Source organism: Aestuariibaculum lutulentum (genome assembly GCF_032926325.1).
GTDB classification, from domain to species: domain Bacteria; phylum Bacteroidota; class Bacteroidia; order Flavobacteriales; family Flavobacteriaceae; genus Aestuariibaculum; species Aestuariibaculum lutulentum.
On the sequence record NZ_CP136709.1, the window covers coordinates 611387 to 627203 of the forward strand.

The 15817-nt window shown below is 34.4% G+C and carries 19 protein-coding genes; 2 read left to right on the forward strand and 17 right to left on the reverse strand.

From position 1 onward, the window contains the following. Positions 1-25 precede the first annotated feature (25 nt). Positions 26-2098 carry a tetratricopeptide repeat-containing sensor histidine kinase gene (locus R1X58_RS02715; protein ID WP_240571826.1) on the forward strand — a complete coding sequence of 691 codons (2073 nt, stop codon included), beginning with the start codon at positions 26-28 and terminating at the stop codon, positions 2096-2098. On the opposite strand, the gene ctlX is transcribed toward R1X58_RS02715, so the two are convergent. Beyond that, positions 2095-3030: a citrulline utilization hydrolase CtlX gene (gene ctlX, locus R1X58_RS02720; protein WP_240571827.1), complete on the reverse strand. Its 936-nt coding sequence runs from the start codon at positions 3028-3030 to the stop codon at positions 2095-2097. The two genes, R1X58_RS02715 and ctlX, sit on opposite strands and share 4 nt — an antisense overlap. Before the next feature lie 154 nt (positions 3031-3184). On the opposite strand from ctlX, the gene R1X58_RS02725 reads away from it, so the two are divergent. Then, positions 3185-4087: a cation diffusion facilitator family transporter gene (locus tag R1X58_RS02725; RefSeq protein WP_240571828.1), complete on the forward strand. Its 903-nt coding sequence runs from the start codon at positions 3185-3187 to the stop codon at positions 4085-4087. Here the strand turns inward: R1X58_RS02725 and R1X58_RS02730 are convergent. The 16 genes from R1X58_RS02730 to rplR form a co-directional block, all read right to left on the reverse strand. Beyond that, a complete protein-coding gene (locus tag R1X58_RS02730; RefSeq protein ID WP_240571829.1) occupies positions 4077-4991 on the reverse strand; it encodes a dimethylarginine dimethylaminohydrolase family protein in 915 nt (304 codons plus the stop codon). The genes R1X58_RS02725 and R1X58_RS02730 overlap by 11 nt on opposite strands. Before the next feature lie 75 nt (positions 4992-5066). Then, complete coding sequence (locus tag R1X58_RS02735; RefSeq protein ID WP_240571830.1) at positions 5067-6353, reverse strand: citrate synthase; 1287 nt, start codon at positions 6351-6353, stop codon at positions 5067-5069. 181 nt (positions 6354-6534) lie between these two features. Then, positions 6535-7824, reverse strand: coding sequence for a phosphopyruvate hydratase (gene eno / locus R1X58_RS02740; RefSeq protein WP_240571831.1), 1290 nt, complete (start codon positions 7822-7824; stop codon positions 6535-6537). Between the two features lie 152 nt (positions 7825-7976). After that, complete coding sequence (gene carA, locus R1X58_RS02745) at positions 7977-9083, reverse strand: glutamine-hydrolyzing carbamoyl-phosphate synthase small subunit (RefSeq protein WP_240571832.1); 1107 nt, start codon at positions 9081-9083, stop codon at positions 7977-7979. A gap of 90 nt (positions 9084-9173) precedes the next feature. Continuing rightward, positions 9174-9647: a 50S ribosomal protein L17 gene (gene rplQ, locus R1X58_RS02750; RefSeq protein ID WP_188214825.1), complete on the reverse strand. Its 474-nt coding sequence runs from the start codon at positions 9645-9647 to the stop codon at positions 9174-9176. Between the two features lie 62 nt (positions 9648-9709). Further along, entirely contained in the window at positions 9710-10702 is a 993-nt protein-coding gene (locus R1X58_RS02755; protein ID WP_240571833.1) for a DNA-directed RNA polymerase subunit alpha, read from the reverse strand. A 106-nt stretch (positions 10703-10808) separates the two neighbouring features. Further along, positions 10809-11414, reverse strand: a complete 606-nt coding sequence (gene rpsD / locus R1X58_RS02760; protein WP_240571834.1) for a 30S ribosomal protein S4 — start codon at positions 11412-11414, stop codon at positions 10809-10811. A 173-nt stretch (positions 11415-11587) separates the two neighbouring features. Next, positions 11588-11980 carry a 30S ribosomal protein S11 gene (gene rpsK, locus R1X58_RS02765; protein ID WP_240571835.1) on the reverse strand — a complete coding sequence of 131 codons (393 nt, stop codon included), beginning with the start codon at positions 11978-11980 and terminating at the stop codon, positions 11588-11590. A gap of 99 nt (positions 11981-12079) precedes the next feature. After that, positions 12080-12454: a 30S ribosomal protein S13 gene (rpsM, locus tag R1X58_RS02770; RefSeq protein ID WP_188214821.1), complete on the reverse strand. Its 375-nt coding sequence runs from the start codon at positions 12452-12454 to the stop codon at positions 12080-12082. A gap of 107 nt (positions 12455-12561) precedes the next feature. Then, the gene (gene ykgO / locus R1X58_RS02775) at positions 12562-12678 is read right to left on the reverse strand and encodes a type B 50S ribosomal protein L36 (protein WP_013305171.1); all 117 of its coding nucleotides are present in this window, start codon (positions 12676-12678) and stop codon (positions 12562-12564) included. A 4-nt stretch (positions 12679-12682) separates the two neighbouring features. Next, positions 12683-12898 carry a translation initiation factor IF-1 gene (gene infA, locus R1X58_RS02780; RefSeq protein ID WP_028289261.1) on the reverse strand — a complete coding sequence of 72 codons (216 nt, stop codon included), beginning with the start codon at positions 12896-12898 and terminating at the stop codon, positions 12683-12685. 10 nt (positions 12899-12908) lie between these two features. Next, positions 12909-14252, reverse strand: coding sequence for a preprotein translocase subunit SecY (gene secY / locus R1X58_RS02785; RefSeq protein WP_240571836.1), 1344 nt, complete (start codon positions 14250-14252; stop codon positions 12909-12911). Between the two features lie 15 nt (positions 14253-14267). Beyond that, positions 14268-14720, reverse strand: a complete 453-nt coding sequence (rplO, locus tag R1X58_RS02790) for a 50S ribosomal protein L15 (protein ID WP_240571837.1) — start codon at positions 14718-14720, stop codon at positions 14268-14270. 16 nt (positions 14721-14736) lie between these two features. Continuing rightward, complete coding sequence (gene rpmD / locus R1X58_RS02795; RefSeq protein ID WP_240571838.1) at positions 14737-14916, reverse strand: 50S ribosomal protein L30; 180 nt, start codon at positions 14914-14916, stop codon at positions 14737-14739. A gap of 12 nt (positions 14917-14928) precedes the next feature. Then, positions 14929-15453 (reverse strand): 30S ribosomal protein S5, encoded by a 525-nt coding sequence (rpsE, locus tag R1X58_RS02800; protein WP_188214817.1) that lies wholly within the window; start codon positions 15451-15453, stop codon positions 14929-14931. Between the two features lie 5 nt (positions 15454-15458). Further along, a complete protein-coding gene (gene rplR, locus R1X58_RS02805; protein ID WP_240571839.1) occupies positions 15459-15815 on the reverse strand; it encodes a 50S ribosomal protein L18 in 357 nt (118 codons plus the stop codon). Between the last annotated feature and the right edge of the window lie 2 nt (positions 15816-15817).

Here is a 15817-nt window from a genome sequence, read left to right on the forward strand (position 1 = left end):
TTCATTTTTGTAACTTGAATATTGTATGAGGAGAATAATTACTTTAATTGTACTTACTATATCTACACTGCTTGGTTTTTCACAAACTCAAGAGTTAGATAGTCTTTCTATACAATTGGCTTTCGAAACACAGGATTCACTTAAAGTAGAAACTTCTCTTAAAATCATTGAATTACTTTATAACAACAAAAATTACGATAAGGCTGTAAAGTATATAGTTGAAAGTGAAAAATTATCCAATAGTTTAAATTACACTAAAGGTATTGCTGCAAGTACTTACTACAAGTCTTTAATCTATGCCCAAAAAGGCGATTATATTAACGCTATAAACGGATATAAAAAGTCTAAATCTATTTATCAGGACCTTAACGATTCTACGGGCGTTGCTAAAGTGAACAATAGTATTGGGCTTTTAGAAATTAAACGAGGCAATTATTCTGAAGGTTTACAATATTGTTTAGCTGCTATTAAGGAATTAGAAAGTTTAAATCTAAAATCCGATCTATCTCTGGCTTATACCAATTTAGCTGAAGCTTATTACAATATCGGAGCCACAGATTATGCTATAAAATTTAATTTGAAAGCTCTCGATGTTCTCGAACAGTTAAACGATAATGAAGGTATTTTAAAAACCAACTTACAATTAGCTGAATTATATTCGAGTAATAAAGAATACCGAAAGTCTATAGAATTTTATGAAACAGTCCTCAATCGGACAAATAAAAATAACGACTCCATTCGAGGAAGGGTTTACCCGAAGCTCGGTCGGGAATATTTAAAATTCAATGACTACGACAAAGCCTCTCAATACCTCCTTGAAGGGTTAACACTAAACAGAAATTCTAATGATAAAGCCGGTTTACTACTGGCTTTAAATGGTTTAGGAGACTTAAACTTGCGCTTAAACCGATTAAACCTTGCCGAACAGCAACTTTATGAAGCGGGTACAATTGCAAAAAGCATTAGTAACAACAATGAGTTATTAACCTATTACAAACTCATGAAAGATCTGGATTCTACTAAACATAGATTTGACAGAGCTTACATTTGGCAACGTGAATATTACGATTTAAAACAAAACATAGAACAAAAAGGTTCCAGCGAAATTAAAACTATTAAAGCTTCCGATTTAGAATTTAACCCGAATTTTGACAAAGAGGTTTCAACAACCACTCAAGAACCTGTTAATAACTTTGAAAGTCAAGTTCAGGAAACGCAAACGGGTATAAACAAATTTAAAGTTGTTCTTTACGGATTGTTAGCTGCCTTAGCCATTGTATCAACATTTTTAATTTTAATTTACGTTAAGCGCAACAGCAATATAAAATACACTCAGGAATTAGAAGAAAAAAACATTAAAATTCAATTACAAAACGAAGCTTTCGCTGAACAGACTCAGCATCTGGAAAATGTAAACAATGTAAAAGACAAATTATTCTCTATTATATCTCACGACTTAAAAGACTCTTTATCTTCAATTAACGGCTTTATCAATTTAATGAAAGAAGGTTCATTAACTCGTGAAGAATTCGATAATTTAATTCCAGAATTAAGTGAAAACGCAAATAATGCTTCTTTACTACTTTTCAACTTACTAAACTGGTCTAAATCTCAAATGCAGTCATTAGACCCAAAACCTTCATTATTTGATATTCAGGAAGTTTTTGAAGCTAAAGTAAAACTTATTGAACAGCGCCTTGAAAGCAAAGGCATCGAACTTATAGACCATTCTTTACGTGACTTTGCTTATGCCGATAGAAGTATGATTGAAATCGTTATTCAGAATCTATTGGCCAATGCACTAAAATTCTGTAAAAAAGGAGACACCATAACAGTTAATAACCACATTAGTAATGGTAGCTGTATTATTAGCGTAGCCGATACTGGCATCGGCATTTCAAAAGAAAACATGGACAAACTATTTAAAAACAGTTCGTTCACCACTTTAGGCACCAACAACGAAAAAGGCACTGGATTAGGACTGTCTATCTGCAAAGAACTTGTAGAACTTAATAACGGTAAAATCTGGGTTGAAAGCACTTTAAATGTTGGAACTACATTCTACATTCAACTACCAAAATCTAAACCTATTAATTAAGCTTTAGGCAAGAATACTTCCGCCATCATACAACGCGCACTTCCTCCACCACAAGCTTCAATAGTATCTAAAGAACTTGATAAAATTTTAGTATGCTTTTCAAGTTTACTTATTTGTTGTTCGGTTAACGAGGCATGAGCGGCCGCACTCATAATCAAATAAGGCTCATCATTATCGCCTTTTACCTGAAGCATATTACCAGCAAAATTATTTACCTGATCTTCGGTAATATCAATAACTTCTTTACCATCAGATTTTAGATGCGTTAATAAATTTTTACGTTCTTTTTTATCGTCTATACTACTTAAACACACTACCGCGAAGGTTTCTCCTAAACACATCATAACATTAGTATGATATATGGCTTTACGCTCGCCATTTACCGTTTGATTTGCAGTAAATATTACAGGAAAATATTCAAAATCTTCACAAAACTCAATAAACAACTCTTCATCTGCACGAGGTGATAACGCACAGTAAGCTTTACGATTTACACGATCTAAAATTAAACTTCCGGTACCTTCTAAAAAAACGCCCTCATCTTCAGCTTCGGTATAATCTACAACATCATGAATAACAAAACCGGCTTCTTCAACAGCCAAAAGAACCTCTTCTCTACGTTCTAAACGTCTGTTTTCTGCAAACATGGGGTATAAGGCAATCGTTCCATTTTCATGAAAAGACACCCAGTTATTTGGGAAAATAGAATCTGGAGTATCATATTCCTCAGTATCATTAACAACAATTACATTCAACCCAATACCACGTAGTTTTTCAACGTAAGCATCAAATTCCTCCTGTGCTTTTGCGTTTACCGTTTGAGGTAATAAATTATCAATAACCTTTTGGTAATAGTTATTCACAGCGGTCTGTTCATTCATCCTGAAGTTTATTGGACGAATCATTAAAATGGTATTTGTTGTCTGTTGCATATCTATAAATTTCAATACAAAAGTATAATTATTTACAGTATAAAAACATATCTGTTTTAGTATTTAACAAAGAAGATTCGTGATTTTAGCCATAAAAAAATTAACTTCGTTTTATTAAAATTTTTCGATTAAAGAAAGAGGTCTAGATAGTTAAATGAGCAACGAACAAACTGCCATAAAAACCACATATTTCAGCATTATAGGCAACACTAGTTTAGCCTTAATAAAAGGGCTTGCTGGAGTTTTTGGTAATTCGTATGCTTTAATTGCCGATGCCATTGAATCGACCACCGATATCTTTTCTTCTGTTCTGGTGTTACTTGGACTTAAATATGCAAAAAAACCAGCCGATGACAATCACCCGTATGGGCACGGAAAGATAGAACCTTTAATTACATTTATTGTAGTGGCTTTTTTAGTGACTTCGGCTACGATTATTGGCTACGAAAGTATTGAACATATACAAACGCCACACAAGACTCCAAAACCATGGACGTTAATTGTTCTGGGAGCTATTATTATCTGGAAAGAAATCTCGTTTCAAATTGTCATTAGAAAAAGCAGAGAGACGCATAGTTCTTCACTTAAGGCTGATGCCTGGCATCACCGAAGCGATGCTATCACATCAGTCATGGCTTTTATTGGTATTTCTATTGCCTTAATTTTTGGTGAAGGTTATGAAACTGCCGATGACTGGGCTGCTCTTCTGGCTTCAGGTTTTATCCTTTACAATAGTTATTTGATTTTCAGACCTGCTTTGGGTGAAATAATGGATGAACATCTTTACGACGACCTAATTCTTGAGATAAGAGAAAAGTCGCTTGAAGTCCCAGGAATTTTAGCTACCGAAAAATGCTACATTAGAAAGTCTGGTATGCGTTATCATGTAGACCTGCATGCCATGGTAAACAGCAATATAACCGTAAAAGAAGGACATGATTTATCGCATAAACTAAAAGACTATCTGCATAGCGAAATAACCAACTTAGGAAATATTTCCATTCACATTGAACCAAACGATTGCAGTCTGGATAGTTGTAAACATATTATTCCCTAATTAAAGGCATCGTTGAGCAACGTAACAAACCTTCTTGTTTAGCAATTTCCGAGTAAGGCACTTCTTCAACAGTAAAGCCTTCTTTTCGTAACCAATCGTTTAATCTCGTGAAACTTTTCTCTGAAATTACCACATCCTCCGAAATTGAAAACACATTGCTATACATGTTATACATTTCGTCTTTCGTGATTTCAAATATATTCTCTTCTCCGAAAAAGTCAACCAACCATTGGTATTCCCGATCAATTAAAAAGCCATTTTTATGAAGAATTGCTTTTCCTTTTCCTAAAGGTTGAAAACAACAGTCTAAATGCAAAGCATTCTCCTTAGCATTAGTATTAGATTTTCTTAGCTCGAATGACTTCACGGTCTTTTCCGGAAATAATTCTTGCAGAGCAATAACGGCATCCATATTGGTACGCGCAGTAATTAAATCTGGGTAATTCTCACCTGAGTAAGTTCCAACAAAAATATAATCGTCCCATGGCATGACATCGCCACCTTCAACATGGCATTCTTCCGAAAGAATAATTCTATTCTCTTCTTCCACCTGATTCCAGATATAATCTATGGCATGCACTTCCTTATCGCGATTAGGTAATATATTGGCCCGAATCATTTTATCCTCTATAACAAAAGCAATGTCACGAGAAAATATCTGATTACAATCCTTAATAACATCAGGACGAAACACTTGAACCCCGTACTTCTCAAAAACTTTGGCAACAGCATCCATTTCCTGAATCATATCTGCTTCTTTTGGATAGGTCCCTGCCAGCACATGTTCGATACTTTTAGGGTCGTAGCATTCCTCAACCTTAGGTGTAGGGCCGTTGCTTTCTGCTGTTCCTAGAACAACTGCTTTAAGCTTAGAAATTTCGTTTTGTATATTCAGTTTTAGCATGGTGTAAATATAAAAAAAGGCTTTATAAGTAAATCTTATAAAGCCTTTCTTTTATACACTAATATTTCAAAAATATTATCTCTCGTCTACTGGAACAAATTTTCTTTCGGTAGCCCCAATATAAATTTGTCTTGGTCTTCCAATTGGTTCTTTACGTAAACGCATTTCTCTCCATTGTGCAATCCAACCTGGTAAACGACCTAATGCGAACATTACCGTAAACATATCGGTTGGGATTCCCATAGCTCTATAGATGATTCCTGAATAGAAATCTACGTTCGGATATAATTTTCTATCTACAAAATAGGTATCTTCTAATGCTTCTTTTTCTAAACCTTTAGCTATATCTAAAATAGGATCTTGAACACCTAAGTCTCCTAACACTTCATCAGCAGCCTTTTTAATGATTCTAGCTCTTGGATCGAAGTTTTTGTATACACGGTGTCCGAATCCCATTAAACGGAACGGATCGCTTTTATCCTTAGCTTTCGCCATATATTTTTTAGTATCTCCACCATCGGCTTTAATAGCTTCAAGCATTTCTAAAACCGCTTGATTGGCACCACCATGTAATGGTCCCCAAAGAGCTGAAATACCAGCTGAAAGAGAAGCAAATAATCCAGCGTGCGATGACCCTACAATTCTTACTGTAGAAGTTGAACAGTTTTGCTCATGATCTGCATGTAAAATCAATAATTTATCTAAAGCATTGATTAAAACTTTATTTTGTTCATATGGGTGATTAGGTTTTTCAAACATCATTTTTAAGATGTTCTCTACATAACCAATTTCATCACTACCATAATTTAATGGTAAGCCTTGCTTTCTACGTAAAGTCCATGCTACTAAAACAGGGAATTTACCTAAAATTTTCACAATAGCCCTGTACATATCTTCTTCTGAATCTACATTCACTGAAGATGGATTAAATGCTGTTAACGCACTCGTTAAAGAGGCTATTACACCCATTGGGTGTGCAGATCTTGGGAATGTTTCAACAATTTTCTTTACATCCTCATCTACAACAGCTTCTGCCTTAATATCGTTATGAAATTTTTCGTTTTGTTCTTTTGTTGGAAGTTCTCCGAAAATTAGAAGATAAGCAACCTCTAGGAAATCAGCCTTTTCGGCCAATTCTTCAATACTATAACCTCTATATCTTAAAATACCTTGCTCACCATCTAAAAAAGTAACCCCACTTTCGCATGCGCCTGTATTTTTATATCCCGGGTCTATAGTTATTACTCCGTTTGTCGCTGTTCTTAAATTTGTAATATCTATTGCAACTTCTTTCTCTGTTCCTTCAATTAACGGAAATTCATGTTTTTCTCCGTTTATTTCAATGGTAGCAGTATTAGCCATATGTATTTAATGATTGTTTAATTTAATTTTATTGGATCGCTAATTTAATAAATATCTATCTACTTATAAAGGAGATCAAACCAAAGATTTCACCAATTAACATATTGTTTAGAATCTAAGTATAAAAAAAGGCGATTATTAAACAATAACCGCCTTTTTTTGAAAATTTTATGACTTTGTATTACTTTACTTTAAAAGCATTTTCTTGAGGAAAATAAGCAACATCACCTAATTCTTCTTCAATTCTAAGTAATTGGTTGTATTTTGCCATACGATCACTACGTGATGCAGATCCTGTTTTAATTTGTCCACAGTTTAAAGCTACAGCTAAATCGGCAATCGTGTTATCTTCAGTTTCGCCAGAACGGTGAGACATTACAGAAGTGTATCCTGCGTTTTTCGCCATGTTTACAGCTGCAATAGTTTCTGTTAAAGATCCAATCTGGTTTACTTTAATAAGGATTGAATTTGCAATACCGTTTTCGATACCTCTCGATAAACGTTCTACGTTAGTTACAAATAAATCGTCACCAACTAACTGTACTTTATCACCAACTAACTCTGTTAAGTAGCTCCATCCTTCCCAGTCGTTTTCATCCATACCATCTTCGATTGAGATAATTGGGTATTTAGAAACTAATTCTGCTAAGTATTCAGCTTGCTCTTTACTTGTTCTGGTTACACCTGTTTCTCCTTCGAATTTAGCGTAGTTATAAACACCACCTTCGTAGAATTCAGCAGAAGCACAATCTAAAGCGATTTTAACTTCTTCACCAAACTTATATCCAGCATTTTCAACAGCTTTAGCAATCGTCTCGATAGCGTCTTCTGTTCCGTCTAAAGTTGGAGCAAATCCACCTTCATCACCTACAGCCGTACTTAAGTTTCTGTCGTGTAATACTTTTTTAAGGTTATGGAAAATTTCAGTTCCCATTTGCATAGCGTGTGTAAAGTTTTTCGCTTTAACAGGCATAATCATGAACTCCTGGAATGCGATAGGCGCATCACTGTGAGAACCTCCATTAATAATATTCATCATTGGTACCGGTAATGTGTTAGCAGAAACACCACCTACATAACGGTATAATGGTAAACCTAATTCTCCAGCAGCAGCCTTAGCAACAGCTAAAGACACTCCTAAAATAGCATTAGCTCCTAATTTAGATTTGTTTTTAGTTCCATCTAAATCAATCATAATTTGATCGATAAGGTTTTGTTCGAAAACTGACACTCCTAATAATTCAGGAGCAATAATAGAGTTTACATTCTCTACAGCTTTTAAAACACCTTTACCCATATATGCACTACCACCATCGCGTAACTCGACAGCTTCGTGTTCTCCTGTTGATGCTCCTGATGGTACAGCAGCTCTTCCTAAAACATCATTTTCAGTAACTACATCTACTTCAACAGTAGGATTCCCTCTAGAATCAAGAATTTGTCTTGCGTGAATATTAATTATTACACTCATAATTGGTTATTTTTAAATCTTTTATTTATTCAAATTTACGTTTAAATCTTATCTTATTTAAGATGTTTTTTAAGAAATATTCAAAATATTCGCTATAACGTTTTAGTAAAGAAAATCCTCAAAAAATCTTAATGTTTTTTGAGGATTTAATACTATTTATTTTTGATATTTTCTATAAACTGATCAAAAAGATACGATGAATCGTGTGGTCCAGGACTCGCTTCCGGGTGGTATTGTACCGAGAATACATTTTTACTTTTCATGGCAATACCTGCAACGGTATTATCATTTAAGTGTACATGAGTAATCTCTACATCTGGATGTGCTTCAGTTTCTTCTCTATTTACCGCGAAACCGTGGTTTTGAGAAGTTACTTCTCCTTTTCCTGTTACCATATTCTTTACAGGGTGGTTAATACCTCTGTGTCCGTTATGCATTTTATAGGTAGAAATACCATTTGCCAATGCAATAACCTGGTGTCCTAAACAGATACCGAATAATGGTAAATTTCTTTTGATAATTTCTTTAGCTACTTCTTGTGCATCTGCTAATGGTTCTGGATCTCCAGGTCCGTTAGATAAGAAATATCCATCTGGATTAAATGCTTCTAAATCTTCAAATTTAGAATTGTATGGGAATACTTTGATATAAGCATCACGCTTTGCTAAGTTTCTTAAGATATTCTTTTTAATTCCGATATCTAAAGCAGCAATTTTATAAGTCGCGTTTTCATCACCAAAATAGTACGGCTCTTTTGTAGAAACTTTAGAAGCTAATTCTAAACCTTCCATATTTGGCACTTCAGCTAATTGCTTTTTTAAACCTTCAATGTTATCAACCTCTGTTGAAATAACAGCGTTCATAGCACCATTATCTCTAATGTAGCTTACTAATGCTCTAGTATCTACATCTGAAATAGCTAGTAAATTATTTTTATCTAAAAACTCCTCTAAAGAACTGTCTGCTGCATCTCTTGAATACTCGTAGCTAAAGTTTTTAACTACTAACCCAGCGATTTTTACTGAATCAGATTCAATTTCTTCTGCATTAGTTCCGTAGTTACCAATGTGCGCATTGGTAGTCACCATAATTTGTCCGAAATAAGAAGGATCTGTAAAAATCTCTTGGTATCCGGTCATACCAGTATTAAAACATACTTCACCGAACGCCGTTCCTTGCTTATTTCCTACTGCCTTACCATAAAAAATGGTACCATCTGCTAAAAGAATGATGGCTTTTTGTCTTTTTTGATATTTCATGTATTCGCTAAAAAAGTTTTGCAAAATTGCGCAAAAAAAAGGATAAACTAAAATAGTTTATCCTTTAATATTTAAAATGCTTTCAATCATTTATTCTTCTTCGTTTGAAGCTTGAGTTTCTACAGCAGGAGCAGCAGCTGGTTTAGAACCACCTCTTCTACTTCTACGAGTTGTTTTCTTCTCTGGTTTACCAGCAGTGTAAAGCTCGTTGTAATCTACAAGTTCAATCATAGCCATATCAGCGTTATCACCTAAACGATTACCAAGTTTAATAATTCTTGTGTAACCTCCTGGACGATCTGCAATCTTAGCTGCAACATCTCTGAACAATTCTGTTACTGCGTCTTTTTGTCTTAATCTAGACATAACTACACGTCTGTTGTGAGTTGTATCTTCTTTAGACTTAGTAATTAAAGGCTCAACAAATTGTTTTAAAGCTTTAGCTTTAGCAACAGTAGTGTTAATACGCTTGTGCTCGATTAAAGAACAAGCCATATTAGCTAACATAGATTTTCTATGTGCAGTTTGTCTACCTAAGTGATTTACTTTTTTTCCGTGTCTCATGACTTTTGGTTTTAAACTTCATCTTGCTTCAACCCACTATTGAGGAGCAAATTATGAAGTAATTAATCTTTATCTAATTTGTATTTGCTTAAATCCATTCCGAAGTTTAAACCTTTAACATTAACAAGCTCTTCAAGCTCTGTTAAAGACTTCTTACCGAAGTTTCTGAATTTCATTAAATCGTTTTTGTTAAATGATACTAAGTCACCTAATGTATCAACTTCTGCAGCTTTTAAACAGTTAAGTGCACGAACCGATAAATCCATATCGATTAACTTCGTTTTAAGTAACTGTCTCATATGTAATGATTCTTCATCATATGTTTCAGTTTGTGCAATTTCATCGGCTTCTAATGTAATACGCTCATCAGAGAATAACATGAAGTGGTGAATTAACGTTTTGGCAGCCTCAGTTAATGCATCTTGAGGAGTGATAGAACCGTCTGTGATGATTTCAAATACTAACTTTTCGTAGTCAGTTTTTTGCTCAACACGGTAGTTCTCAATACTATATTTAACGTTTTTAATTGGTGTGTAAATTGAATCTGTAAAGATTGTTCCTATTGGCGCAGCAGCTTTTTTATTTTCTTCTGCAGGTACATATCCTCTACCTTTTTCAATTGTAATTTCCATGTTAAAGTTAACTTTTGGATCTAAGTTACAGATAACTAACTCTGTATTTAACACTTGGAATCCAGAAATAAACTTTTGAAAATCTCCAGCAGTGATTTGCTCTTGACCTGAAATTGAAATTGATACAGACTCGTTGTCGATATCTTCAATTTGTCTTTTAAAACGAACTTGCTTTAAGTTTAAGATGATTTCTGTAACATCTTCTACTACACCAGCAATCGTTGAAAACTCATGATCTACACTTTCGATTCTAACAGAAGTAATAGCAAACCCTTCTAATGAAGAAAGAAGTACTCTTCTTAATGCGTTACCAACTGTTAAACCGTATCCAGGTTCTAAAGGACGAAATTCGAATTTCCCTTCAAAATCTGTTGAATCAATCATGATTACTTTGTCGGGCTTCTGAAAATTAAATACTGCCATTTTTTTTCTTCGTTTTAATTGTTACTTGGTTGCGCGGTTTATAAGTTTGAAGAAGTACGAACAAACCCTTTGGCCAAATACCAATGTTGTTAATAATTTATTTTTATTATTTAGAGTATAACTCGACGATAAATTGCTCGTTGATGTTTTCTGGAATTTGAATTCTAGCAGGAACAGAAACGTAAGTTCCTTGTTTAGTATCGTCATTCCAAGTAATCCACTCATAAACGTTGCTTGAGTTAGCTAAAGATCTTTCGATAACATCTAAAGATTTAGATTTCTCTCTTACAGCTACAACATCTCCAGCTTTTAATTGGTAAGAAGGAATGTTTACTAACTCACCATTTACAGTAATGTGTCTGTGAGATACTAATTGTCTAGCACCACTTCTAGATGGAGCGATACCCATACGGTATACTACGTTATCTAATCTAGATTCACAAAGTTGTAATAAAACCTCACCTGTAATACCTTGAGCAGCTCTTGCTTTCTTAAATAAACCTCTAAATTGTCTTTCTAAGATTCCGTAAGTGTACTTCGCTTTTTGCTTAGCCTCTAACTGGATAGCGTACTCAGATTTTTTTCCACGCTTTCTAGCGTTTCCGTGTTGCCCAGGAGGGTAATTTCTTTTCTCAAAAGACTTATCGTCTCCAAAAATAGCTTCTCCAAATTTACGAGCTACTTTAGTTTTAGGACCAGTATATCTTGCCATTTCTAATTGTTTTTGAGAGTGACTATGGATTAAGGTCTAAATCTTATCCTCCGATAATCGTTAATCTCTCGTTAATACTTGTTTTTTTCGGTGTGCAAATATATAAAAAAAATTAATACCAGCTGTATATTAAGCTGATATTAATTTCTTTATAAAAATATGTTGAGTAAAAATTATACTCTTCTACGTTTTGGAGGTCTACATCCATTGTGTGGTAGTGGCGTAACATCGATGATTTCTGTTACTTCGATACCAGCATTGTGGATTGAACGAATAGCAGATTCTCTACCATTACCTGGACCTTTAACATATACTTTTACTTTCTTTAACCCAGCTTCTGAAGCTACAGCTGCAGCATCTTCAGCGGCTAATTGAGCAGCATAAGGAGTATTCTTTTTAGAACCTCTAAATCCCATTTTACCAGCAGATGACCAAGAAATTACGTCACCTTTTTTGTTAGTTAATGAGATGATGATGTTGTTAAAAGAAGCATTTACGTGAGCCTCTCCAACAGAATCTACTATAACTTTACGTTTTTTAGTAGTCTTTGTATTTGATTTTGCCATATTATTTTAGTTTCTAGTTGTTAGTTGTTAGTGATAGAATCCTAGACTTTTACATTTCAAACAGATTCATCTAACAGCTAAATACTAACTTGACTTTAATTATTTAGTTGCTTTTTTCTTGTTAGCAACAGTTTTTCTTCTACCTTTTCTTGTTCTAGAGTTATTCTTAGTACGTTGACCTCTTAATGGAAGTCCAGCTCTGTGACGAATTCCTCTGTTACAACCGATATCCATTAAACGTTTAATGTTTAATTGAATCTCAGAACGTAATTCACCTTCGATAGTAAAAGATCCAACAGCTTCACGAATACCAGCGATTTGGTCGTCGTTCCAGTCTTGAACTTTAATACTTTCGTCAACATTAGCTTGAGCTAATATTTCCTTTGCTCTACTTCTACCTATTCCGTAGATATAAGTTAAAGAGATAACTCCTCTTTTGTTTTTTGGTATGTCTACACCTGCAATTCTTGCCATATTGTTTTTAGTTTCTAGTTGCTAGTTTTTAGTTGTTAGAATCCTAAACATTTCTATTTCAAACAGATTCTCATCTAACTTCTAAGCCCTAATAACTCATGTACAATTTAACCTTGTCTTTGTTTAAATCTAGGATTCTTTTTGTTTATCACGTAAAGTCTACCTTTTCTACGCACGATTTTACAATCTGCACTTCTTTTTTTAACGGATGCTCTAACTTTCATCGTATTAGTATCTATAAGTTATGCGAGCCTTAGACAAATCGTAAGGACTCATTTCTAATTTTACTTTATCTCCCGGTAAAAGTTTGATATAGTGCATACGCATTTTACCAGAGATATGTGCTGTCACAATGTGACCATTTTCTAATTCAACACGGAACATCGCATTTGATAATGCTTCAATAATTGTTCCGTCTTGTTCTATTGCTGCCTGTTTTGCCATAGTATAATATTTAAGCTACTGCTTTTCTATTTTTACCTGTTTTCATCAAGCCATCATAATGTCTATTTAACAAGTAAGAGTTTACCTGTTGCATAGTATCTATAGCAACACCTACTAAAATGATTAGTGAAGTACCACCAAAGAATAATGCCCATCCTTGTTGTACACCCATTAACTTAACAATGAAAGCTGGAAATATAGCTATAAGTGCTAAGAATAATGAACCTGGTAAGGTAATTTGAGACATTATCTTATCTAGATATTCTGAAGTTTCTGAACCAGGACGAATACCTGGAATAAAACCTCCGCTGCGTTTTAAATCGTCAGCCATTTTGTTCGTTGGTACTGTAATTGCAGTATAAAAATATGTAAATACAATAATTAAGAATGCAAATACAACGTTATACCAAAGACCAAAGATATCTGCAAAGTTTGTTTGTAACCACATTCCGGTTGCAGTCTCCTTTAATAAAGAAGATCCACCAATTAAACCTGGAACAAACATGATAGCCTGTGCAAATATGATAGGCATTACTCCAGAAGCGTTAAGCTTTAATGGAATATACTGTCTAGACCCTACAGCACTTTTTTCATAGCCACCAGTTGCGGTTCTTCTTGCGTATTCAACAGCTATTTTTCTAACAGCCATAACAAGCATGATTGCACCTAAGATAATTGCGAACCATAGTACTAATTCGAAAAGAATTAACATCACGTTATTTCCTTCTAATCTAGTCGCAGCGTTTTGAAGAAAAGCGGCTGGTAGACGAGCAATGATACCCACCATAATTAATAGTGAAATACCATTGCCTATACCTTTATCCGTAATTTTTTCTCCTAACCACATCGCAAAGATACACCCGGTTACTAAGATAGAAACAGATGAGAAATAGAATAATGGCCCTTGACCTAATAAAAATGCACTTGTAGGAATCCCTAATGCCGGTAAACTTGCCAGGTAACCTGGAGCCTGTAATAAACATATAGCAATAGTTAACCAACGTGTAATTTGATTAATCTTCTTTTGACCACTTGCGCCTTCTTTTTGTAATTTTTGTAAATAAGGAATAGCAATTCCCATTAACTGAACCACAATAGAAGCAGAAATGTATGGCATAATACCCAAAGCGAATACTGAAGCATTTGCAAATGCACCTCCAGTAAAGGCATTTAGTAATCCTAATATACCTGAGTCGGTACTATCTGCTAAGCCCTCTAATTGAGCAGCATCAATACCAGGAAGTACAACTTGAGTACCAAAACGATAAACTAATAACAAACCAAGTGTAACGGTAATTCTGTTTCTTAGTTCTTCTATTTTCCAAACATTCTTTAACGATTCTATAAACTTCATACTTGTAATAAGGTCTTATAATGTTACAGCTTCACCTCCTGCAGCTTCGATAGCAGCCTTTGCTGAAGCAGTAAATTTGTGTGCAGATACTTTTAACTTAGCTTTTAATTCTCCTCTTCCTAAAATTTTAACTAGATCATTTTTTCCAGCTAAACGATTAGAGAATAAAGTTTCGAAGTCTACTGTATCTGTAACTTTGTTATCATCTACTAACTGTTGTAAAGTATCTAAGTTAATACCTTGATATTCTACGCGGTTAATATTAGTAAAACCAAACTTAGGAACACGTCTTTGAATAGGCATTTGACCTCCTTCAAATCCTACTTTCTTAGAGTATCCAGAACGAGACTTAGCTCCTTTGTGACCACGTGTAGCAGTACCACCTTTTCCAGAACCTTGTCCACGACCTACTCTTTTCCCTTGGTTTTTTACTGAACCTTCTGCAGGTTTTAAATTACTTAAATCCATTTTTCAGTTTATATTTTTAAGCTTCTTCTACAGAAACTAAATGTGAAACTTTAGCAACCATACCAAGAATACTTGGTGTGGTTTCATGCTCTACTACTTGACCAATCTTTCTTAATCCAAGAGACTCAAGTACTCTTTTTTGTCTAAGCGGCTTGTTAATAGCGCTTTTAACTTTTGTAACTTTAATTTTTGCCATCTCTTTAAATTTTTAAGCTTTAAAAACTTGTTCAAGTGAAATACCTCTATCTCTAGCAATCGTGTTAGCATCTCTTAACTGTAATAAAGCATCAAAAGTTGCTTTTACTACGTTGTGAGGGTTAGATGATCCTTGAGATTTAGATAATACGTCGTGTACACCAACTGCCTCAAGTACTGTTCTTACAGCACCACCGGCAATTACACCTGTACCTTCTGCAGCAGGCATAATGTTTACTCTAGCTCCTCCGAATTTACCTTTTTGCTCGTGAGGTAAAGTTTTTCCTTTTAAAGGAATTCTCACTAAGTTTTTCTTTGCATCTTCTACAGCTTTAGCGATAGCTGTTGCAACGTCTTTAGATTTACCTAAACCTTGACCTACAACACCGTGCTCATCACCTACTACTACGATTGCCGAAAAACCAAATGCTCTACCACCTTTAGTTACTTTGGTAACTCTTTGTACACCAACTAAACGATCTTTAAGATCTAATCCACCTGGTTTTACTAACTCTGCGCTTTTATATTTTTGAAACATAATTTTTAGAATTTAAGTCCTGCTTCTCTAGCTCCTTCAGCTAATGATTTTACTCTACCATGGTATAAATATCCACCTCTATCAAAAGCGATAGTTTCTACACCAGCTTTCATAGCTTTCTCAGCAACTGTTTTACCTACTAACTTAGCTAATTCTACTTTAGTAGCTGTTACAGAACTAATATCTTTGTCTCTTGAAGATGCAGCACTGATAGTTTTACCAGTTACGTCATCTACAATTTGAGCATAAATTTCTTTATTACTTCTAAAAACAGTTAATCTTGGTCTTGCTTCTGTTCCAGAAACAATTTTACGAATTCTGCTTTTTATTCTTATTCTTCTTTCGTGTTTTGTCAATGCCATAA